An 18,242-nucleotide genomic window follows, 5' to 3' on the forward strand; every position below is an offset into this window, starting at 1 on the left:
CTCGGCACCGCCGCCAGGCGCGCCGCGCGGCCGGCACACCGCGCCGCTGGCACACCGCGCCGCTGGCACACCGCGCCGCTGGCACACCGCGCCGCTGGCACACCGCGCCGCTGGCACACCGCGCCGCTGGCACACCGCGCCGCTGGCACACCGCGCCGCTGGCACACCGCGCCGCTGGCACACCGCGCCGCTGGCACACCGCGCCGCTGGCACACCGCGCCGCTGGCACACCGCGCCGCTGGCACACCGCGCCGCTGGCACACCGCGCCGCTGGCACACCGCGCCGCTGGCACACCGCGCCGCTGGCACACCGCGCCGCTGGCACACCGCGCCGCTGGCACACCGCGCCGCCGGCACGCCGCGCGGCGTTCGCGGGTGTCGCCCGTCGACACCCGGCGGGGCCACCGCCCGTTTCCCGGGTTCCGGGGCGCCGCGCCGCGGCGTCGTACCACGATGGTGGAGCGGCAGGCGACCGGCGCGCACCCGGCACCGAGGCGTTGGCCGGTGACGGGGGTGCGGCGTGGGCAGTCTCGAACTGATCGTGGTGCTGGGCGTCACGGTGCTGGTCGGCACGACCCTCGGCGGCCGGTACAGCGTGGCGCCCCCGGTCCTGCTCATCACGATGGGCGCGCTGCTCGCGCTCCTGCCGCCGCTGTCCCGCGTGGTGCTGGAGCCCGACGTGGTGCTGCTGCTGTTCCTCCCGGCGATCCTCTACAAGGAGAGCATCACCACCAGCCTCCGTGAGATCCGCACCAACCTTCTCGCGATCGCGTTGCTCGCGGTGGGGCTGGTGGTGGCGACGATGGTCGCGGTGTCGCTCGTCGCGCAGCGGTTCGGCGTGGACCCGGCCGCCGCCTGGGTGCTCGGCGCGGTGCTCGCGCCGACCGACGCCGCCGCGGTCGCCGGCCTGGCCAAGCGGATGCCGCGCCGGATCCTGACCACCCTGCACGCGGAGAGCCTGATCAACGACGGTACGGCGCTGGTGCTCTTCTCCGTCGGCGTGGGCCTGATCGTGGGCGGCACCGAGCCGGGGGTGCTCGGGCTCACCGAGCGGTTCGTCGGCGCGTCGGCCGGGGGCGTCGCCGCCGGCCTGCTGGTGGGCGGTGCGGTGATCCTGGTCCGGCGACGCCTCGACGACCCGCTCCGCGAGGGCGCGCTGAGCGTCCTCACGCCGTTCGTCGCCTTCCTCCTCGCCGAGCTCGTGCACGCCAGCGGCGTCCTGGCGGTGGTGGTCGCGGGCCTCCTGCTGTCGTACGCCGCGCCCCGGGTCGTCCGGGCCCGCTCCCGGGTGCTGGCGTACGGCTTCTGGGACCTCGCCACGTTCCTGATCAACGGTGGGCTCTTCGTGCTCCTCGGGATGCAGATTCCACGGGCCCTGCGCGGGGTCACCAGCCTGTCGGTGATGCGGGCGCTGGCCATCGCGGTCGTGGTGACCGGTGTGGTCGTACTGACCCGGATGCTGTGGATCCACCTGGCGGCGTTCGCCTTCCTGGCCGTGGACCGCCGGGCCGCGCAGCAGGACGAACGGTTCAACTGGCGGGTACGGACGGCGGCCGGCTGGGCGGGGTTCCGTGGCGCGGTCTCCCTCGCGGCCGCCCTGGCGGTGCCGGTGGCCACTCCCACCGGCACACCGGTGCACGAGCGTGACCTGATCATCTTCGCCACCGCGGTGGTCATCATGCTGACGATGCTGGTCCAGGGCACCACGTTGCCCGCCGTCGTCGGGTGGGCGGGCCTCGTCGGCGACACCCGGCGGCTCGGCGAGGTGCGGCTGGCCCGGATACGCGCCACCGAGGCCGCGCTGGCAGTGCTGCCCGAGGTCGCCGAGCAGGTAGGCGCCGGGCGGGAGACGGTCGACCGGATCCGGGCGGACTACGAGCAGCACCTCGACGACGTCCGCTCCGCCGACGAGGCCCGCTCCGCCGACGAGGCCCGCTCGGCGGTGCGGGCCCGGGAAGTGGACCGGCGGCTGCGGCTCGCCGTGCTGGAACACAAGCGGCGCGAGATCACCCGGCTGCGGGACACGAACGAGATCGACGACATCGTCCTGCGCGAGTTGCAGGCCGTCCTCGACATCGAGGAGATCCGCCTGCTGGGCCCGGAGCTCAACGAATAGTCGTTACTGAGCGTGCTGAGTCGCCGGGGACTGCGGCTACCTCACGCAGGGTAGTCGATTTCTGCGGCGCTCAATGTCGAATGCGACGCCGTTTCCGGGCCGAGCCCGCTGACCAGGGACTTCTCTCCCGGCCCGCCGGGACGGCCGACAACCTCTCCGGTCCCTTTGCTCTGCAGCCATTTATGCACCAGCCACCGTCTGTAGCCGGTGCGTCGATGGCTGCAGAGCAAAGGGAGCGAGGAGGGTGGCCGGTGGAGCCGCAGGAAACGCCCTGATGGCTACTCACGGTGACGTGAATGCCGGCGCCGCCAGTAACCAACTCCCCCTGTCAAGCCGTCCCGCCGCGACGGCCGGGAGCGGTAGGACCGCCTGGCCGGGAGCGGTAGGACCGCCTGGCCGGGAGCACCCGGACCATCTCGCACGGTCCGACCGCGTCGCGGCCGGCCGCCGTTGGACAGCGGCGGCGGTGGTCAGGTGCGGCGCAGGACGCGGTACGTGGCGATGCCGCCCGTGCCGAGGGCGGCGAGGAAGACCAGCCAGACCACCGTGCTGCTGACCCCGATCGGCGGGCCGGCGTTGGCGGAGGCCGCGGCGAGCAGCCCGTCGTCGCCGGGCGCGGGCAGGGCGGCCGGCGGCAGTTCCGGCCAGCGGACCAGCCCGGTGCTCTCCAGCATCTGCATGTGGTGCAGGACGAACCTGTTGGCGTCCTCGGCGAGTTTGCGGACGATCGGGTTCCGGGTGCTGGCCCGCACCGCCCCGATCACCGGGAAGATCTTGCCGTGGGCGACCCGGAGCCGGGTGACGAAGATCTGGTCGAAGCGGGCGCCGGAGGCGTTCTGCATCTCGGTCAGCCAGCCCCGCTGCTCGGCCGTCGGGTCGGTCGGGATCGTCGCCCCGAGCTTGTTCGCCGCCTCGACGGTGAGCCGGTCCAGCTCCTCGTGTTCGGTGGCGATGCCGGCGCCGATCTCGCGTACCTTGGCGCTCTGTCCCTTATCGGCGGCCATCTGCCCGGCCGGCATCTCCCATAGCCCGGCCAGCCGCACCCCGTTGAGCAGGGCGGAGTCGGCGGCGTTGAGCTGCTGGCCCGCTGGCGCGGCGACGGCCACGCCGGGCAGCACCCCGAGCCCGGCGGCGATCGTGACGAGCAGCACCGCCAGGCGGTGGGACCGGTGCCCCTGCCGGCGACGGGCGGGTCTGAGCGGTGCCATGTCCGTGGTGCCTCCTCGGTCCGACCGACGCGTCGCGGCCGGGCGGCAGCGCCTGCCGTCCGCCCGTCCGTCCGCGCAGTGGTACGGATTGGCCGGCCGATCAGTTCACCGGGCCCGCCTCGCGGGGCGTCGACCGACCGCCTCGCGGAGGTCGCCGGCCGTCGCCGGCCGACGTGCGGTGGCGACCGTGCGGTGGCGACGACCGGGACCTGGCCGGAAGGCGAGGGCCGGGCGGGTCAGCCGGCGTCGAGCGGGTCGGCGAGCAGCCGTTCGAAGGCCAGCTCGGCGGCGCCGATCAGCGTCGCGTCGTCGCCCAGTTTCGGTGTGCGCAGCCGGACGTGCTCCAGGCAGGCGGGCAGGGCGATCGAGTTGAGCCGGCTGCGGACCTGGGCGGCCGCGGCGAGGTAGAGGTCGCGCATGGTGCCACCGAAGAGGATCATTTCCGGGTTGAAGATGTTCACCAGGTTGGCGACTCCGAAGCCGAGCCAGTCGCCGGCCTGGCGGACCGCGCTCTGGGCCCGGGCGTCGCCCCGGTCGGCGGCGTCGAAGACTGCCAGCAGTGCGTCCCGGCCCCGCGCGTCGGTGCGGCCCGCCGCGCGCAGCAGCGCGTACTCGCCGATCTGGGTCTCCCAGCATCCCCGGGAGCCGCACTCGCAGGGCGCGCCGTCGCGGACGACCACCATGTGCCCGACCTCGCCGCCGTAGCCGCCGTGCCCGGTCAGCCGCCGCCCGCCGGCGATGATGCCGGCGCCGACGCCGACGTCCCCGTACAGGTAGATGACGTTGTCGCAGCCCGCCGCCGCGCCGCGCGCGTGCTCCGCGAACGCCGCCACGTCGGCCACGTTGCCGACCGTGACCGGCACCTCGCAGCCCAGTTCGGCGCGGAGCGCCGAGCCGATCGGCTCGTCCACCCAACCGGTGGTCGGCCCCAACCGGACCAGCCCGTCGTCGCGGCGGACCATGCCGCAGACCGCGACGCCCGCACCGACGCAGACCGCGTCCGCCGGCACGGTCTGCTGCATCTCCTTGACCGCCCCGGCCAGCAGCGGGGCGGCCTCGGCGGCGGTCAGACCCCGGGGCCGGGCCAGCTCCCGGCGGTCGAGCACCGCGCCGCCGAGGCCGATCCGCGCGGCCCGCAGGCGGTCCACCTCGATGCTGTACGCGTACGCGTGCACCCGCTCCGACTCGGGCCGGACGACCAGCGACGGTCGCCCGGCCCGGCCGGTCTCCTTCGGCGTTCCCTCGGTGACCAGCCCGGCGCCGGCCAGGTCGGCGGTCAGCGCGCCGATGGTGCTGCGGTTGAGCCCCAGCCTGGTGGTCAGCTCCGCACGGGTGGTGGCGCCGTGCACGTGCACGTACCGCAGCAACGCGCCCAGGTTCTGCCGGCGGATCTCGTCCTGGCTCGGTCCTGCGCGCATCGTGTCGTCACTCCGGTCGTGCGGTCGTCAGCGGGTGCCGGTCGCGGCGGACCGTCGGCGCGAGAGGGCGTCCACACCGGCGGCGAGGAGCAGCACCAGTCCGGTGAAGACGTACTTCAGCCCCGAGCTGAGGTTGAGCAGGTTCATCCCGTTGATGATGACCGCCACCACCGCACCGCCGAGCACCGCGTCGATCATCCGGCCCTTGCCGCCGAAGAGGCTGGTCCCGCCGATCACCGCCGCGCCGACCGCGTACAGCAGGACGTTACTGCCCCCGGTGCTCGGGTCGACCGACCTGTCCCGGCTGGCCGCGATGATGCCGCCGATCGCCGCCATCGTGGAGCAGATGACGAAGGCCGAGATCCGGATCCGGTCGACGTTGATGCCGGCACGGCGCGCGGCCTCCCGGTTGCCGCCGACGGCGTAGAGGTGCCGCCCGTACGCGGTGCGGTTGAGCACGAACGTCCAGGTGACCAGGAGCAGGGCGATCAGGGGCACGACGATCGGCATGCCGCGGTTCGACGTGATCAGTGGGTTGATGCTGCGCTCCTGGTTGAGCACGTGCACGGCCAGGCCGAGAACGACGGCCAGTCCCGCGATCCGGGCGAGCACGACCGCCGCGGGGTCGGTCTGCAGTCCGCGGCCGGCGCGCTTGCGCTGCCGCAGCAGCTGGGCGGCGGCGTAACCCGCGACCGCGACGCCGGCGAGCAACCAGCCGAGGGCCGGCGGCACCCAGTCGTTCTCGATGGAGATGATCACCTCGTCGGCGATGGAGATGTTGGTGCCCTCCTCCATCAGCAGCAGCACGACGCCCTGGAAGGCCAGGAAGCCGGCCAGCGTGACCACGAAGGAGGGGATGCCGACCTTGGCCACCAGGACGCCGAGAGTCAGGCCGATCAGCATCCCGGTGCCGAGCGCGGCGAGTACCGCCACGTACCAGGGGTGGCCGAGCACGGTCACGACGTTGGCCAGGATGGCGGCGCAGACGCCGCTGGTGAAGCCCGCCGAGAGGTCGATCTCGCCCAGCAGCAGAACGAAGATCAGCCCCATCGCGATCACGGTGACGGCCGCGCCCTGGGTGAAGAGGTTGGCGAAGTTGCCCGCGGAGAAGAAGACCGGCCGTACGAGCGCGAACACCGTGCAGAGGACGACCAGGCCGATGACGGCCGGCAACGAGCCGAGATCGCCGCCGCGTACCCGGGCGAGGTAGTCGCGGACGTGGCTTCCGACGGTGGGGCCCGGGGCGACGGTCGCCGACGAGCCCTGCTTCACCGCTGTGTCGGTCATCGGACGGCTCCTGACGTGGGGTCGTGCTCGGTGGCGTCGCGGCCCGTGGCCGGCTCGGTGGTGAGCCCGAGAGCGCCGGAGCGGCCGACGGTGATCAGCTCGACCACTTGAGAGTGGGTGATGTCGATGGTCTTCACCTGGGCGGCCAGCTGGCCGAGGTAGAGCGCGGCGATGCGGTCGGAGACGGCGAAGACGTCGTTCATGTTGTGCGAGATGAGGACGACGGCCAGGCCGTTGTCGGCGAGCCGGCGGACGAGTTCGAGCACCTGGGCCGTCTGCGCGACGCCGAGCGCCGCGGTGGGCTCGTCCAGGATGACCAGCCGGCTGTTCCACAGCACCGCCTTGGCGATCGCCACGGTCTGGCGCTGCCCCCCGGAGAGGCTGGAGACGTGCTGGCGCAGTGACTTGACGGTGCGGACCGAGAGCCCGGCGAGGGTCTCGGCGGCCATCTGTTCCATGGTCGGCTCGTCGAGCACGAGGCCGTTGCGCTTCTCCCGGCCGAGGAACATGTTCTGCACGATGTCGAGGTTGTCGCAGAGCGCGAGGTCCTGGTAGACGACCTCGATGCCCAGCGCGGCGGCGTCCCGGGGGCTGTTCACGCTGACCGGGCGGCCCTCGAAGAGGAAGGTGCCGGAATCGGCCGGGTGGATGCCGCTGATGCACTTGACCAGCGTCGACTTGCCGGCACCGTTGTCGCCGACGAGCGCGGTCACCTCGCCCGGATGAACGGTGAGGTCGACGTCACGCAGGACCTGGACGGGACCGAAGCTCTTGTCGATCCCACGGAGTTCCAACAGGGGGGTCGCTGACACGGGGTCTCCTTCGCCAGATGTGGAGGATCGCGGAGCTCCGCCCGCGGCCGGCGCCGCCCGGCACGGGGACCGTGCCGGGCGGCGGGTGGGCGGCGGAGCGCGCAGTCAGGTCAGCTGATGCCGGCGTCGGCGCAGAGCTTGGCGTACGCACCGGTGCAGACCTGCTCCTTGGTGACGTAGCCGTCGGCCACGACGTCCTTGACGTTGTCCTTGTAGATCGCCTTCGGGGTGAGCAGCACGGAGGGCACGTCACGGCCGCTCTGCGGGTCCCTGACCGTCTTACCGGTGTCCTTACGTTCCCCCTTGGCCAGGGCGATGGCCAGCTCGGAGGCCGCCTTCGCCTGCTCGCGGACCGCCTTGTAGACCGTCATGCACTGGTCCCCGGCGAGGATGTTCTGCAGCGCCTGCGGGGTGGCGTCCTGGCCCGTGACCGGGACCTTGCCGTTGAGCTTGTTCTTCTTGAGTATGGAGATGGCGGCGTTGCCGAGAGCGTCGTTGGCGGCCACCACGCCGTTGATCTTGCCGCCGGTCTGGGTCATCATCTGCTCGAAGATGCCGCCCGCCTCGGTGGCGTTCCACTCGGGGACGGCCTGGTCCGGGCCCTTGACGTACGCGCCGGAGTCGAACTTCGGCTTGAGCACCGAGTCGTAGCCGGTCTTCAGCAGCGTGGCGTTGTTGTCGGTGGGCGACCCGTTGAGGTAGGCGACCACCGGCTTCTGCGCGTTCTTGTCGGTGAGGCACCTGCTGACACCCTCGCCCATGAGCCGGCCGACGGCCTCGTTGTCGAAGCTGACGTAGTACTCGGCCGAGCCGCCCAGCGTGAGCCGGTCGTAGTCGATCGTCGCGACGCCCTGGGACTTGGCCTTCTCCAGCACCGCCTTGCCCGTGCCGGAGTCCAGGTTGACGATCATCAGCGCGGTGACGCCGTCGGTGAGCATGCCGTCGGCGATGGTGGAGAAGCTGGACTTGTCGCCCTGCGCGTTCTGGATGTTGTAGTCGACGCCGGCGGCCTTGAACGCCTCCTCCAGGAACCTGCGGTCCGCGCTTTCCCAACGCGCGGAGGACTTGCTGTCCGGGAGGATCACGCCGATCTTCGCCTTCCTGTCGCCGCCGGCCCGGTCGCTGCCGGAGTCGTCACCACAGGCGGCCACGCTGCCGGTGGCCAGCAGGCTCACGGCGGCGAAGGTGAGGAAGCCCTTGCGCATGTGCAGGGTCCTTTCGGTGGAGGAAGTGACGGTGGTCGTTTGTTGTGCCCGGCAACGTATTCCGCGTCACGCTCGGTGCGCAAGGGTGCCGGGGTCGGAGTTTGTTGGCGGCGGTAACAATTCCGCAACGTCGGCGACGCGCCCGCCCTCGCCCGGGACGGCTCCTCGCGGGTCCCGCGCGGCGTAGCGCGTGACGGGCGGCGACGCGGGGTGCGGCGCCCGGGTCGGGCGGGGTGCTGCATTCCGTGACGGTCTCTTGACGGAGCGCGGAAGTTCCACGAAGATCCTCCCTGTACATCGACAGGCGTTTACATCCTCTCCGTATGGGGGCGCTGTCGACGCAGCTCACGGGAGTGTCCTCATGCGTGTCGAATGCTGCTCCGCACATGACGGGTCGCGCCGGTGAGCGCCGCCGAACTCCTCGCCACCGTGTCGATCTGCCTGGTCTCGGCGATCCTCGTCTGCTCCGGCCTCGGCAAGCTGGCCGCGCCCAGGCACGCCCGCCAGCTCTTCATGGCGCTCCTGCCGGTGCGCCGCGGCACGGCCCTCTCGCTGGTGAGGGCGGTCGCGGTCGTGGAGGCCGTCGTCGGTGCGGCCCTGCTCGTGCCGGCCGGCCGCCCGGCCGCCGCCGCGGCGACCGCCGGCCTGGGGGCCGGCTTCGCGGTGGCCGGTCTCGCGGGTCGGCAGCGCGGGACGACGTTGCCCTGCGGATGCTTCGGTCGGCCCGAGGGCCGTCCGCTGGGCGTGCGGAACGTCCTGATCGGGCTCGCGCTCGTGGGCTTCGGCGCCGCGCTCCTGCTCACCTCACCGGCGGCCCTCCCGGCCGACCGGATGGCCGTCGTGGCCGCGAGCCTCGTCGCGGGCACGGCCCTGCTGCTGTGGCGCGGCATGGTCGTCGACCTGGCCCGACCCCGGACGCGCCCGGCCGGCGCGGAGTTGTCTAAGGAGATCGCTGGATGAGTTACCTCTTCGGGTTCGGGTTGCTGGTGGTCGCGGGCGCCGTGGTGGTGCTCTTCGCGATGCTGGGCGAGCTGTACGCGCGCTCCGGCGGCATGGAGGGCGCGGGCGCGCCCGGCGGCGGCAGCGGCACCGTCCGGTTGCTCGACGGAGCCCGCGTCGGGTCGCGGCCGGAACGCTGGCCCGCCGGTCTGGCGGAGGTCGCCACCGCGGACCTGCGGGTGGTGCTGGTGTTCAGCACCTCCTGCAACAGCTGCGAGAAGGCGGCCGGTGAGGTCGGCGACCTGGCCGACACGCGTGACTTCGCGGTCCTGATCTCGACGATCGACCAGGAACGCGGCGAGGACTTCATGACCCGGCACGAATTGTCGGGACTCCCGCACCACATCGACGTGGGCGGCGAATGGGTGGCTGAAGAACTGGGCGTGATGACCAGCCCGTCGGCGCTGGTCTTCCGGCACGGGCGCCTGGTTTCGGCATTGTTGTTCACCGATCTGGCGGCCCTCAGCGCCGCCGTCTTCCCGGTCAAGGAGGCTGTGGGGAATGAGTGAGGAAAAAATGACGGCGACAGGCCGTCGCGGGGGTAGCCGGCGAGGCTTCCTCGCAAAGATCGGCGTCGCCGGCCTGGTGGCTTCGGGGGCGGTCTTCGCCCGTTCGACGCCGGCGATGGCGGGCAACTACCAGTGCTGCAACCTCGTCTACGTCCCACCGAACATCTCGTACTCGACGTGCAGTTCGGCCCGCTACAAGTACATCTGGTACTGCTCGGTGAACGGCTACCTGCACTGCAACTGCTGCGAGCGGAAGACCAGTTCGGGCAGCATCAATGCCTCTGCGATCCACTGCCAGTACAACTGAGCCCACTGATGGTCGTCTGGCTCGTCGTCGGCATCGCGGGAGCGGTGCTGCAGATTCTCAGTCCTTGAGGCCTCTCCATGGCTGGGGTCGCCAGCCCGATGCTGAGGCGGAACGTCTCTGAGGGACTTCGATTCCTGGCGGGCCTTGCGGTCGGCGGACTCGTCGCCGGAATGGTTCTCGCCGTTCCGGTCCACCTGATCGGATCGGCGGTCGGGGAACTGGTCCCCGAGAGATGGCGGGTCGTGACCCTCGTCGCGCTCGCGGTGCTGTTCGGCGTTCTGGATCTGCTCGACCGGACGCCGCACATCTGGCGACAGGTGCCGCAGCGACTGGTCCGGACCCTGCCGGCCGGCACGCTCGGGGTGGTCTGGGGGATCGACCTGGGTCTGCTCTTCACCACGCAGAAGACCACGTCGCTGATCTGGCTGGCCACGGCGGGCGTCGTGCTCGTCGCGCCCGGGTCCGCGCCGCTGGTGCTGGTCGTCACGGCCCTCACCGTGACCCTCCTGGTCACGCTCTGGAGCCTGACCAGGAAGGCCGCCGAGATCGAGGAAAGGGGTGACCGGGTATGGGTGAGTCGGGTTCGACGGGTCTCCGGAGCGGCGATGCTGCTGCTGGCGGCAGCCCTCGCCGTGACCGTCGCATCTCCGTGACCCCCACTCTGGAAGCCGACACGACCCAGGGGCAGGTGGTGATCACCACGTTCCACTGCGGCGACCTGGCGCGCGTGCTGGTCGTCCTGCTGCTGCATCTGCGGGTGAAGCGGGACGTCCGTCGCCATGCCGAGGGATTCCTCGGCATCAGGCTGCTCGTGCGGTGGCGGGAGCGGACGGTGTGGAGCATCTCGCTCTGGCGTGATCTCGACAGCGTCTACTCGATGGGCGGGGTGTCCAGGCACGTCGCCGCGTCGCGGGTGCCCGCGAAGCTCGGCGTCACCACCAGTTGCGACATCTTCTGCCACGTCGGTGAGTGGACCCGGGTCATGTTCGGCGGCGGCAGGTGTCCGTCACGGCCCGATGGACGCTCCGGAGAGTGATGTCCGAACACATGGAACAACAGGTTCTGCTAACCGGGAGGAGTCCCAGAATGCCTTTGCCAACCGATCGCGGCGTCGTCGTCATCGACGTCGAGGACGACGGCACGAGCACCGTGCGCATCTGTGCGGAGGTCGTGAACGGCGCACCCGTCGACGTCTTCGCGGAGCACCACGGCGCCGTGCACGTCCGCGTGCACAACGACGTCCCGATGTTCACCCAGGGGCGGCGTAGCGTCTCCAAGCGGATCGCCGAGGTCTACGACGACAACGGCACGATCAACGTCGGCCGGGTCCGCGGCGCGGCCTGATCCGTTGGTAGTCGCGGGGGACGGGCCGGTCGTGCCGGCGGTCGGTCCTCCGCGCGTTCCTCGTCCCCGTGTTCCCCGTCCCGCCGCCGGTCGGCGGACGGACAGCGAAGCGGCCCGCGTGCCCGGCGGGTCCGCGCGCCCGACGGCGGGGCGGCCCGCGCGTCCGTCACCGGGTGGGCGGCGGGGCGGCCCGCGCGTCCGTCACCGGGTGGGCGGCGGGGCGGCCCGCGCGTCCGTCACCGGGTGGGCGGCGGGGCGGCCCGCGCGTCCGTCACCGGGTGGACAGCGGGGCGACCTGCGCGTCCGTCAAGGTCAGCAGGTCGGCCGGGGCCAGTTCGACCTGGAGCCCGCGCCGACCCGCCGAGACGTACACGGTGGGGTGGTCGAGCGCCGACGAGTCCAGCACGGTGGGCAGCCGCCGGCGCTGGCCGAGCGGGCTGATGCCGCCGCGCACGTATCCGGTGGCCCGCTCGGCCGCCGCCCGGTCGGCCATGGCCGACCGCTTGCCGCCGACGGCCGCGGCGAGGGCCTTGAGATCCAGCTCGCCGGTGACCGGCACGACCGCCACGGTGAGGGCGCCGTCGACCTCGGCGACCAGCGACTTGAACACCCGCTCCGGCGGCACCCCCAGCGCCGCCGCGACCAGCGCGCCATAGTTCGGCGCGTCGGGGGAGACGTCGTACGGATGGGTGGTGTGGGCGACCTTCCGCTTCGTCAGCAACGCGGTCGCCGGAGTGCCCTGTCCCGCCATGACCGTCACGCTAACCGGGTGCGGCACGGGTGGGCGAGCCGAAAACGCCCGCGCCCCGAGGTGTGGGACGGCCGGCGCGTCGGGGTGCGGGCAGGGCCGCACCGCCTCGTCGGACGGCAGCTCGGCCGGGGCGGGCCGCCGGCCCCGGAGCCTGCCGGGGCCCACCCGACGGGGCCGGCCGGCACCTGCCCGGCCGGCACCTGCCCGGCCGGCACCTGCCCGGTCGGGCCCATCCGACGGGCCGGCTGGCACCTGCCCGGCCGGGGCCTACCCGACGGGCCGGCAGACCAGCACCGTCGGCGCGCCGGCCACCCGGGTCAGCACCAGGCTGGCCGCCTCGTCGCCGGCCAGCCGCAGGTCGCGGCGGAGCTTCTCCGGCTCCAGCGCGGACCCGCGCTTGAGGATCTCCACCCGGCCGACCCGGCGGTCCCGCAGCAGCGCCCGCAGCCGCTTGAGCGAGAACGGCAGCACGTCGGTGACCTCCAGGCAGCGGGCGAACGGGGTCGCCGCCGGGGCGTCCCCGTAGAGGTAGGCGATGCTCGGGTCGGCCAGCGTCGCGTCGAGGGCGTCGGCCAGCTCCGCGACGAGGTGCGCGCGGACCACCGCCGGGTCCGGGTCGTACACGTAGCGGCGCGTCGGTCCGACGGCCGCCTCGGCGTCGCCCGAGCCGCTGAGCTGGAAGAAGGGAATCCCTGCCGCGCCGGAGGCGTCGGCAGGGCGCCCTGCCCCGCCGCGCAGCAGGGTGGCGCGGCGGGGGACCGCGGCGAGCCGGCCGCACCACAGCGCCGCCTCGACCAGGTCGCCGTCCGCGCTCACCCACTCCGCCTCGGCGCCCGCCGGGATGAGCGCGTGGTCGATCCCGGGTGCCACCTTGACCACCGTGTACGGCACCCGCTCGGCCAGCCCGACGACGAAGTCCCAGGGCGGGGAGTAGGCGTTCGGGTCGAAGATCCGCCGCCCGGTGCCGGCCCTCCGCCGCGCCGGGTCGCAGAACACGCCGTCGACCCGGTCCACGTCGAACGCCGTGGCGTCGCCGCACTCCACCGTGAACAGCTCGGCCAGCCCGGCCGCCTCGGCGTTGGCGGCGGCCATCGCGGCGGTCAGCGGGTCGGCCTCCACGCCGTACACCCGGATGCCGACGCGGGCGGCGGCGAGCGCGTCCGCGCCGAGGCCGCAGCCGAGGTCGGCCAGGGTGCGCACGCCGGCGTCGCGCAACCGGGCGGCCCGCCGGTCGGCCACCGGCCGGCGGGTGGCCTGCTCGAGCCCGGCCCGGGTCAGGAACATGCCCGCCGCCGCCGGCCCGAACTTGCCGACCGCCCGGCGGCGCAGCTCGGCCTGGGTGAGCGCGGCCGCGGCCAGCGCGGGCGGCAGTCCGGCCGAGCGGAGCGCGGCCGCCGCGGCCAGCGGATCGCCGCCGGCCACGCGCGCGGCGGCGTCGAGCGCGGCCGACCCCTCGGGCGTACGCAGGGCGGCGAGCTGGTCGAGGTCCACCCGGTCATTCTCGCCGCCCGGTCCGACGCGCCGACCGGCGGGCTGGCACTCTCCTTGACGGAGTGCTAGCCGAGGAATAACCTGCGATTAGCACTCTCACCCCGAGGGTGCCAGCTTCCGGGCCGTCTGGTCCGGGCGCTGAACGCCAGGCGGACCGGCACCCGCGACGACGGCCCCGCCCGGTGGCATGTGGCAGATTGACGCCGGTCGGCATGCCGTCCGGTAACGAAACCAGTACCCCAGGAGGGTATGCCCGTGACTACCGCGACCAAGGTTGCGATCAAGCCGCTCGAGGACCGGATCGTGGTCCAGGCGAACGAGGCTGAGACCACCACGGCGTCGGGCATCGTGATCCCCGACACCGCCAAGGAGAAGCCGCAGGAGGGCACCGTCCTCGCTGTCGGCCCGGGCCGGATCGACGACAAGGGTAACCGCGTGCCGGTCGACGTCAAGGTCGGCGACACCGTCCTCTACTCGAAGTACGGCGGCACCGAGGTCAAGTACGCCGGCGAGGAGTACCTGGTGCTCTCCGCCCGCGACGTCCTCGCGGTCATCGAGAAGTAAGCAACCGATCAGTGTCGCTGCCCCGGTCCGGCTCGCCGGGCCGGGGCAGCGTCGCTTCGAAGGGACATTCATGGCGAAGATCCTGAGCTTCTCGGACGACGCCCGGCACCTGCTCGAGCACGGTGTCAACGCCCTCGCGGACGCGGTCAAGGTGACCCTCGGCCCCCGCGGGCGCAACGTCGTCCTGGACAAGAAATTCGGTGCGCCCACGATCACCAACGACGGCGTGACCATCGCCAAGGAGATCGAGCTCACCAACCCGTACGAGAACCTCGGCGCGCAGCTGGTCAAGGAGGTGGCGACCAAGACCAACGACGTCGCCGGCGACGGGACCACCACCGCCACCGTGCTGGCCCAGGCGATGGTCCGTGAGGGCCTGCGCAACGTGGCCGCCGGCGCCAACCCGACCGGCCTCAAGCGGGGCATCGACGCGGCGGCCGCGAAGGTCTCCGAGGCGCTGCTCGGCCGCGCGGTCGAGGTCGCCGACAAGAAGTCGATCGCGCACGTCGCGACGATCTCCGCGCAGGACGCCACGATCGGCGAGCTGATCGCCGAGGCGATGGAGAAGGTCGGCCGCGACGGTGTCATCACCGTCGAGGAGGGCTCGGCCCTGCACACCGAGCTGGACGTCACCGAGGGTCTCCAGTTCGACAAGGGCTTCATCTCGCCGAACTTCGTCACCGACGTGGAGGGGCAGGAGTCGGTCCTGGAGGACCCGTACATCCTGATCACCACCCAGAAGATCTCGGCGATCGAGGAGCTGCTGCCGCTGCTGGAGAAGGTCCTCCAGAACAGCAAGCCGCTGCTGATCATCGCCGAGGACGTCGAGGGCCAGGCGCTGTCCACCCTGGTGGTCAACTCGATCCGCAAGACCCTCAAGGTCTGCGCGGTCAAGGCCCCCGGCTTCGGCGACCGCCGCAAGGCGATGCTGCAGGACATGGCGATCCTCACCGGCGCCGAGCTGGTCGCCCCGGAGCTGGGCTACAAGCTCGACCAGGTCGGCCTGGAGGTGCTCGGCACCGCCCGCCGCGTGGTGGTCGACAAGGAGAACACCACGGTCGTCGACGGTGGCGGCCAGGCGAGCGAGGTGGCCGACCGGGTCGCGCAGATCCGCAAGGAGATCGAGGCCTCGGACTCCGACTGGGACCGGGAGAAGCTCGCCGAGCGGCTGGCCAAGCTGTCCGGCGGCATCGCGGTCATCAAGGTCGGCGCCGCGACCGAGGTCGAGATGAAGGAGCGCAAGCACCGCATCGAGGACGCGATCGCCGCGACCAAGGCCGCGGTCGAGGAGGGCACCGTGCCCGGCGGCGGCGCCGCCCTGGCGCAGATCCTCCCGGCGCTCGACGACGACCTCGGCTTCACCGGTGACGAGAAGGTCGGCGTCTCGATCGTGCGCAAGGCGCTGGTCGAGCCGCTGCGCTGGATCGCCCAGAACGCCGGCCACGACGGCTACGTGGTGGTGCAGAAGGTCGTCGGCAAGGAGTGGGGCCACGGCCTCGACGCCGCCACCGGCGAGTACGTCGACCTGGCGAAGTCCGGCATCGTCGACCCGGTGAAGGTGACCCGCAACGCGGTCAGCAACGCCGCGTCGATCGCCGGCCTGCTGCTCACCACGGAGAGCCTCGTGGTGGAGAAGCCGGAGAAGGCCGAGCCGGCCGCGGCCGGCGGGCACGGTCACGGCCACGGTCACGGCCACCAGCACGGCCCGGGCTTCTGACCCTCGCCGTACGCGACACACAGGGCGCGCCGTCCTCGCGACGGCGCGCCCTGTGTGCCTTCCGAGGCCGGCGTCGGCCGGTCCGGCCGTCCGGCGCGGTGTGCGGCTCCGGGCCGAGGTGTGCCCGGCCCCTACCCGGGGCGACTGTCCAGGCCCGGTCTGCGCCGGGCCCGCCGGCGGTGGGACGCACGTCTTGGGCGTGATGTTGATCTTCGCCGCGTCTTGACCCGGACGCGCGGACGCCGCGCCCCGGGTGGGGCGCGGCGTCCGAGTACGTCGGTCCGCGAACTCAGGCGATCTTGCGCTGGGCGGGGACGGTCGACTTGTGCGGCCGGCCCAGGCGGGCCTCCAGCCGGGCGACGTCGACTCGGGTCTGCCGGCGGTCGGCCAGGTCCTCCCAGCCGAGGGCGAGCAGCCGAAGCCGCTCCGACTCGCTGAAGCCGCCCCACACGCCGTACGGCTCCCGGACGGAGAGCGCGTGTGCGGCGCACTCGGCCCGGACGGGGCAGGCGCGGCAGACCGCCTTGGCTGCGGACTCGCGGCGCAGTCGCGACGAGCCGCGCTCGCCGTCGGGGTGGAAGAACTGCGCGCTGTCCCGCCCCCGGCAGGCACCGAGCCGCTGCCAGTCCCACAGGTCGACGATGGGTCCGGGCAGTCTGCGTACGTTCGACATCAGCACCCCTCCTCCCGCGCGGCACCGCGCAGATCCTTGTGAATCGGCGTCCGGGCGGCGGTCCGCGCAGGCGCGCCGTTTCCGGCCTGGATGCTCCCTACCCGAGCTTTCCCCGGCTCACACTTCTTTGATCCAAAACTTCGGACAACTCGCGGCATATGCCCTACTTGTCGGAAAAGTTCGGAGGATTGTCGGGAACCCCCTCGCGACTCGACTCGGCCGTGGTCTGCTCGTGGGCGGAGAGGAGACCACTGTGCGTACGGTTCTCGTGTGCGTTCGGACACCGCTTGCGGCGCAGCATCTGACGTCCGCGGCGGCACGGCTGGGGCTGTCCGCCGTCGTGCGGACCGCCGTCTCCGATCCCGAGGTGATGCTGCGACTGGCCGAGCGTCCGGCCGACGTGGTGCTCGCCGACACGGCCCTCACCCGGCCGGACAGCGCGGGCTTCGTCCGGCGGGTGCTCGCCCGCGCGCCCCAGGCCTCCGTCCTGCTGCTCGGCACCGAGGAGTCCGAGGCCGCCGCCGCCACCATCAGCGCCGGCGCCCGGGGTCTGATCCAGGGCGCCGACCACGACCTGACCAGCGCGGTGGCCAAGGCCCTGCTGCTGCTCTCCGCGCCCGGCCGGACGACCCGCCCCCGCATCACCGACCCGGCCCGGGACACCGCGGCGGTCGGCGGACCGGTCCGCGCCACGCCGTCCGGCCGGTCACCGGCCGATCCGGGTCCCGCCTGGTCGACGGCGTCGGCCGACGGCGCGGGTGCCCCGACGGTGGTGCCGGCGCAGCGCGGCGACGACCCGGCCGAGCCGGCCGACGCCCCGCCCGCGGGGCAGCGGGGCGCCTCCGGCGGGCGCGGCGGCCGGTCCGCGATCGGGCTCACCGAGCGCGAGCTACAGGTGCTGCTCGGCATGGCGGAGGGCAAGAGCAACGCCGAGATCGGCCGGGAGTTGTTCGTCTCGGAGGACACGGTGAAGACCCACGCCCGCCGGCTGTTCCGCAAGCTCGGCGCGCGGGACCGCGCGCACGCGGTGGCGGCCGGCTTCCGCGCCGGCCTGGTGGCCTGACCACGCGATGCCCTGGTGCCTCGGTGCCCTGATCGCCTGGCGGCCTGGTGCCGGCCCGTCCGGTGCCCTGATCGCCTGGCGGCCTGGTGCCGGCCCGTCCGGTGCCCTGATCGCCTGGCGGCCTGGTGCCGGCCCGTCCGGTGCCCTGATCGCCTGGCGGCCTGGTGCCGGCCCGTCCGGTGCCCTGATCGCCTGGCGGCCTGGTGCCGGCCCGTCCGGTGCCCTGATGGATCGCCCGGTGTCCCGATCCCGGTCGCCCCAGTGAACTGACCGCGCCGTGCCGGCCGGCGTCAGCGGTCGGCGTCGGGCTCCTCGTCGGTGCCCTCGGTCAGGGTGTCGTGCACGCCGTCGGCGTAGCCCCGCGCGTAGTCCCAGGTGACGTAGTGGTCCGGGTCGGGGTCGTAGGCCGGCTCGTGCACCCTGGGCCGCCCGGAGCTGAGCAGGTGACGCAGGTTGCCCCGGAGCAGGTCCCAGTCGAAGTAGTGCGGCTCCCGGCAGTCCTCGCACTCGATGACCAGCCCGCGCACCCCGATCGGCGCCAGCAGCGCCTGGTAGATCTCCAGGTCGGCGAGGTCCTCCAGCACGTCCTGGCGCTCGACGTCGGTCAGCGGGTCGAGCGGGGCGTCGTCGCCCGGATCGTGCAGGCCGGCGGCCGGGTCGGCCGGGTCGCCGTTGAAGGGGTCGATGGGCTCGTCGTGCACCCCCTCACCGTAGACCCAACGCCCGGGCCACGTCCGCCCCCGGGCACCGGTGACCTGGGCCGCCACCGGCGGGGACG

The 18,242-nt window shown here is 73.0% G+C and carries 19 protein-coding genes; 10 read left to right on the forward strand and 9 right to left on the reverse strand.

Annotation, left to right across the window (positions count from 1 at the left end; translation table 11 throughout):
* Positions 1 to 520 precede the first annotated feature (520 nt).
* Positions 521 to 2,116 (forward strand): Na+/H+ antiporter, encoded by a 1,596-nt coding sequence (locus GA0070606_RS20085; protein ID WP_091102773.1) that lies wholly within the window; start codon positions 521 to 523, stop codon positions 2,114 to 2,116.
* Between the two features lie 470 nt (positions 2,117 to 2,586).
* Here the strand turns inward: GA0070606_RS20085 and GA0070606_RS20090 are convergent, their stop codons facing one another.
* The 5 genes from GA0070606_RS20090 to GA0070606_RS20110 form a co-directional block, all read right to left on the reverse strand.
* Complete coding sequence (locus GA0070606_RS20090) at positions 2,587 to 3,324, reverse strand: DUF4142 domain-containing protein (RefSeq protein ID WP_091102780.1); 738 nt, start codon at positions 3,322 to 3,324, stop codon at positions 2,587 to 2,589.
* 236 nt (positions 3,325 to 3,560) lie between these two features.
* A complete protein-coding gene (locus GA0070606_RS20095; protein WP_091102784.1) occupies positions 3,561 to 4,742 on the reverse strand; it encodes an ROK family transcriptional regulator in 1,182 nt (393 codons plus the stop codon).
* Between the two features lie 27 nt (positions 4,743 to 4,769).
* Positions 4,770 to 6,029: a sugar ABC transporter permease gene (locus GA0070606_RS20100; RefSeq protein ID WP_091102788.1), complete on the reverse strand. Its 1,260-nt coding sequence runs from the start codon at positions 6,027 to 6,029 to the stop codon at positions 4,770 to 4,772.
* Positions 6,026 to 6,841, reverse strand: coding sequence for an ATP-binding cassette domain-containing protein (locus GA0070606_RS20105; RefSeq protein ID WP_091102791.1), 816 nt, complete (start codon positions 6,839 to 6,841; stop codon positions 6,026 to 6,028). Before GA0070606_RS20105 ends, GA0070606_RS20100 begins: the two co-directional genes overlap by 4 nt.
* 110 nt (positions 6,842 to 6,951) lie before the next feature.
* On the reverse strand, positions 6,952 to 8,046 hold the full coding sequence (locus GA0070606_RS20110; protein WP_091102794.1) for a sugar ABC transporter substrate-binding protein: 1,095 nt from the start codon (positions 8,044 to 8,046) through the stop codon (positions 6,952 to 6,954).
* Positions 8,047 to 8,448: 402 nt separating this feature from the next.
* On the opposite strand from GA0070606_RS20110, the gene GA0070606_RS20115 reads away from it, so the two are divergent.
* From GA0070606_RS20115 to GA0070606_RS20140, 6 genes are all read left to right on the forward strand, one after another.
* Positions 8,449 to 9,006 (forward strand): MauE/DoxX family redox-associated membrane protein, encoded by a 558-nt coding sequence (locus tag GA0070606_RS20115; protein WP_091102798.1) that lies wholly within the window; start codon positions 8,449 to 8,451, stop codon positions 9,004 to 9,006.
* Entirely contained in the window at positions 9,003 to 9,554 is a 552-nt protein-coding gene (locus tag GA0070606_RS20120) for a hypothetical protein (protein WP_091102802.1), read from the forward strand. Before GA0070606_RS20115 ends, GA0070606_RS20120 begins: the two co-directional genes overlap by 4 nt.
* On the forward strand, positions 9,547 to 9,861 hold the full coding sequence (locus GA0070606_RS32090; RefSeq protein ID WP_141721740.1) for a hypothetical protein: 315 nt from the start codon (positions 9,547 to 9,549) through the stop codon (positions 9,859 to 9,861). The genes GA0070606_RS20120 and GA0070606_RS32090 overlap by 8 nt, the downstream gene beginning before the upstream one ends.
* A gap of 242 nt (positions 9,862 to 10,103) precedes the next feature.
* The gene (locus tag GA0070606_RS20130) at positions 10,104 to 10,514 is read left to right on the forward strand and encodes a hypothetical protein (protein ID WP_141721742.1); all 411 of its coding nucleotides are present in this window, start codon (positions 10,104 to 10,106) and stop codon (positions 10,512 to 10,514) included.
* Positions 10,511 to 10,897 carry a hypothetical protein gene (locus tag GA0070606_RS20135; RefSeq protein WP_091102814.1) on the forward strand — a complete coding sequence of 129 codons (387 nt, stop codon included), beginning with the start codon at positions 10,511 to 10,513 and terminating at the stop codon, positions 10,895 to 10,897. Before GA0070606_RS20130 ends, GA0070606_RS20135 begins: the two co-directional genes overlap by 4 nt.
* 50 nt (positions 10,898 to 10,947) lie before the next feature.
* Positions 10,948 to 11,205, forward strand: a complete 258-nt coding sequence (locus GA0070606_RS20140; protein ID WP_141721744.1) for a hypothetical protein — start codon at positions 10,948 to 10,950, stop codon at positions 11,203 to 11,205.
* 271 nt (positions 11,206 to 11,476) lie between these two features.
* Here the strand turns inward: GA0070606_RS20140 and ybaK are convergent, their stop codons facing one another.
* Together ybaK and GA0070606_RS20150 are read right to left on the reverse strand one after the other, a co-directional pair.
* Positions 11,477 to 11,956 carry a Cys-tRNA(Pro) deacylase gene (gene ybaK, locus GA0070606_RS20145; protein WP_091107927.1) on the reverse strand — a complete coding sequence of 160 codons (480 nt, stop codon included), beginning with the start codon at positions 11,954 to 11,956 and terminating at the stop codon, positions 11,477 to 11,479.
* A 267-nt stretch (positions 11,957 to 12,223) separates the two neighbouring features.
* A complete protein-coding gene (locus GA0070606_RS20150; protein ID WP_091102820.1) occupies positions 12,224 to 13,447 on the reverse strand; it encodes a THUMP-like domain-containing protein in 1,224 nt (407 codons plus the stop codon).
* A 249-nt stretch (positions 13,448 to 13,696) separates the two neighbouring features.
* On the opposite strand from GA0070606_RS20150, the gene groES reads away from it, so the two are divergent.
* Both groES and groL read left to right on the forward strand, forming a co-directional pair.
* A complete protein-coding gene (gene groES, locus GA0070606_RS20155; protein ID WP_088998427.1) occupies positions 13,697 to 14,011 on the forward strand; it encodes a co-chaperone GroES in 315 nt (104 codons plus the stop codon).
* A gap of 70 nt (positions 14,012 to 14,081) precedes the next feature.
* Positions 14,082 to 15,728, forward strand: a complete 1,647-nt coding sequence (gene groL / locus GA0070606_RS20160) for a chaperonin GroEL (protein ID WP_091102824.1) — start codon at positions 14,082 to 14,084, stop codon at positions 15,726 to 15,728.
* A gap of 289 nt (positions 15,729 to 16,017) precedes the next feature.
* Here groL and GA0070606_RS20165 read toward each other — a convergent pair whose 3' ends face one another.
* Positions 16,018 to 16,401: a WhiB family transcriptional regulator gene (locus GA0070606_RS20165; protein WP_091107929.1), complete on the reverse strand. Its 384-nt coding sequence runs from the start codon at positions 16,399 to 16,401 to the stop codon at positions 16,018 to 16,020.
* Between the two features lie 253 nt (positions 16,402 to 16,654).
* Between GA0070606_RS20165 and GA0070606_RS20170 the strand changes: the two genes are divergently transcribed.
* Positions 16,655 to 17,464, forward strand: coding sequence for a helix-turn-helix transcriptional regulator (locus tag GA0070606_RS20170; protein WP_091102827.1), 810 nt, complete (start codon positions 16,655 to 16,657; stop codon positions 17,462 to 17,464).
* A gap of 290 nt (positions 17,465 to 17,754) precedes the next feature.
* Here GA0070606_RS20170 and GA0070606_RS20175 read toward each other — a convergent pair whose 3' ends face one another.
* On the reverse strand, positions 17,755 to 18,165 hold the full coding sequence (locus GA0070606_RS20175) for a DUF5319 domain-containing protein (RefSeq protein ID WP_091107931.1): 411 nt from the start codon (positions 18,163 to 18,165) through the stop codon (positions 17,755 to 17,757).
* Positions 18,166 to 18,242: the final 77 nt, after the last annotated feature.

Origin of the sequence: Micromonospora citrea, from assembly GCF_900090315.1 — a bacterium.
Lineage (GTDB): Bacteria > Actinomycetota > Actinomycetes > Mycobacteriales > Micromonosporaceae > Micromonospora > Micromonospora citrea.

Bases quoted from the DNA above. Each gene is read 5' to 3' on its own strand.
- GA0070606_RS32090 (WP_141721740.1), top strand. From the start codon at position 9,547: ATGAGTGAGGAAAAAATGACGGCGACAGGCCGTCGCGGGGGTAGCCGG.
- GA0070606_RS20140 (WP_141721744.1), top strand. From the start codon at position 10,948: ATGCCTTTGCCAACCGATCGCGGCGTCGTCGTCATCGACGTCGAGGAC.
- ybaK (WP_091107927.1), bottom strand. From the start codon at position 11,956: ATGGCGGGACAGGGCACTCCGGCGACCGCGTTGCTGACGAAGCGGAAG.
- GA0070606_RS20090 (WP_091102780.1), bottom strand. From the start codon at position 3,324: ATGGCACCGCTCAGACCCGCCCGTCGCCGGCAGGGGCACCGGTCCCAC.
- groL (WP_091102824.1), top strand. From the start codon at position 14,082: ATGGCGAAGATCCTGAGCTTCTCGGACGACGCCCGGCACCTGCTCGAG.
- GA0070606_RS20165 (WP_091107929.1), bottom strand. From the start codon at position 16,401: ATGTCGAACGTACGCAGACTGCCCGGACCCATCGTCGACCTGTGGGAC.
- groES (WP_088998427.1), top strand. From the start codon at position 13,697: ATGCCCGTGACTACCGCGACCAAGGTTGCGATCAAGCCGCTCGAGGAC.
- GA0070606_RS20095 (WP_091102784.1), bottom strand. From the start codon at position 4,742: ATGCGCGCAGGACCGAGCCAGGACGAGATCCGCCGGCAGAACCTGGGC.
- GA0070606_RS20120 (WP_091102802.1), top strand. From the start codon at position 9,003: ATGAGTTACCTCTTCGGGTTCGGGTTGCTGGTGGTCGCGGGCGCCGTG.
- GA0070606_RS20110 (WP_091102794.1), bottom strand. From the start codon at position 8,046: ATGCGCAAGGGCTTCCTCACCTTCGCCGCCGTGAGCCTGCTGGCCACC.
- GA0070606_RS20100 (WP_091102788.1), bottom strand. From the start codon at position 6,029: ATGACCGACACAGCGGTGAAGCAGGGCTCGTCGGCGACCGTCGCCCCG.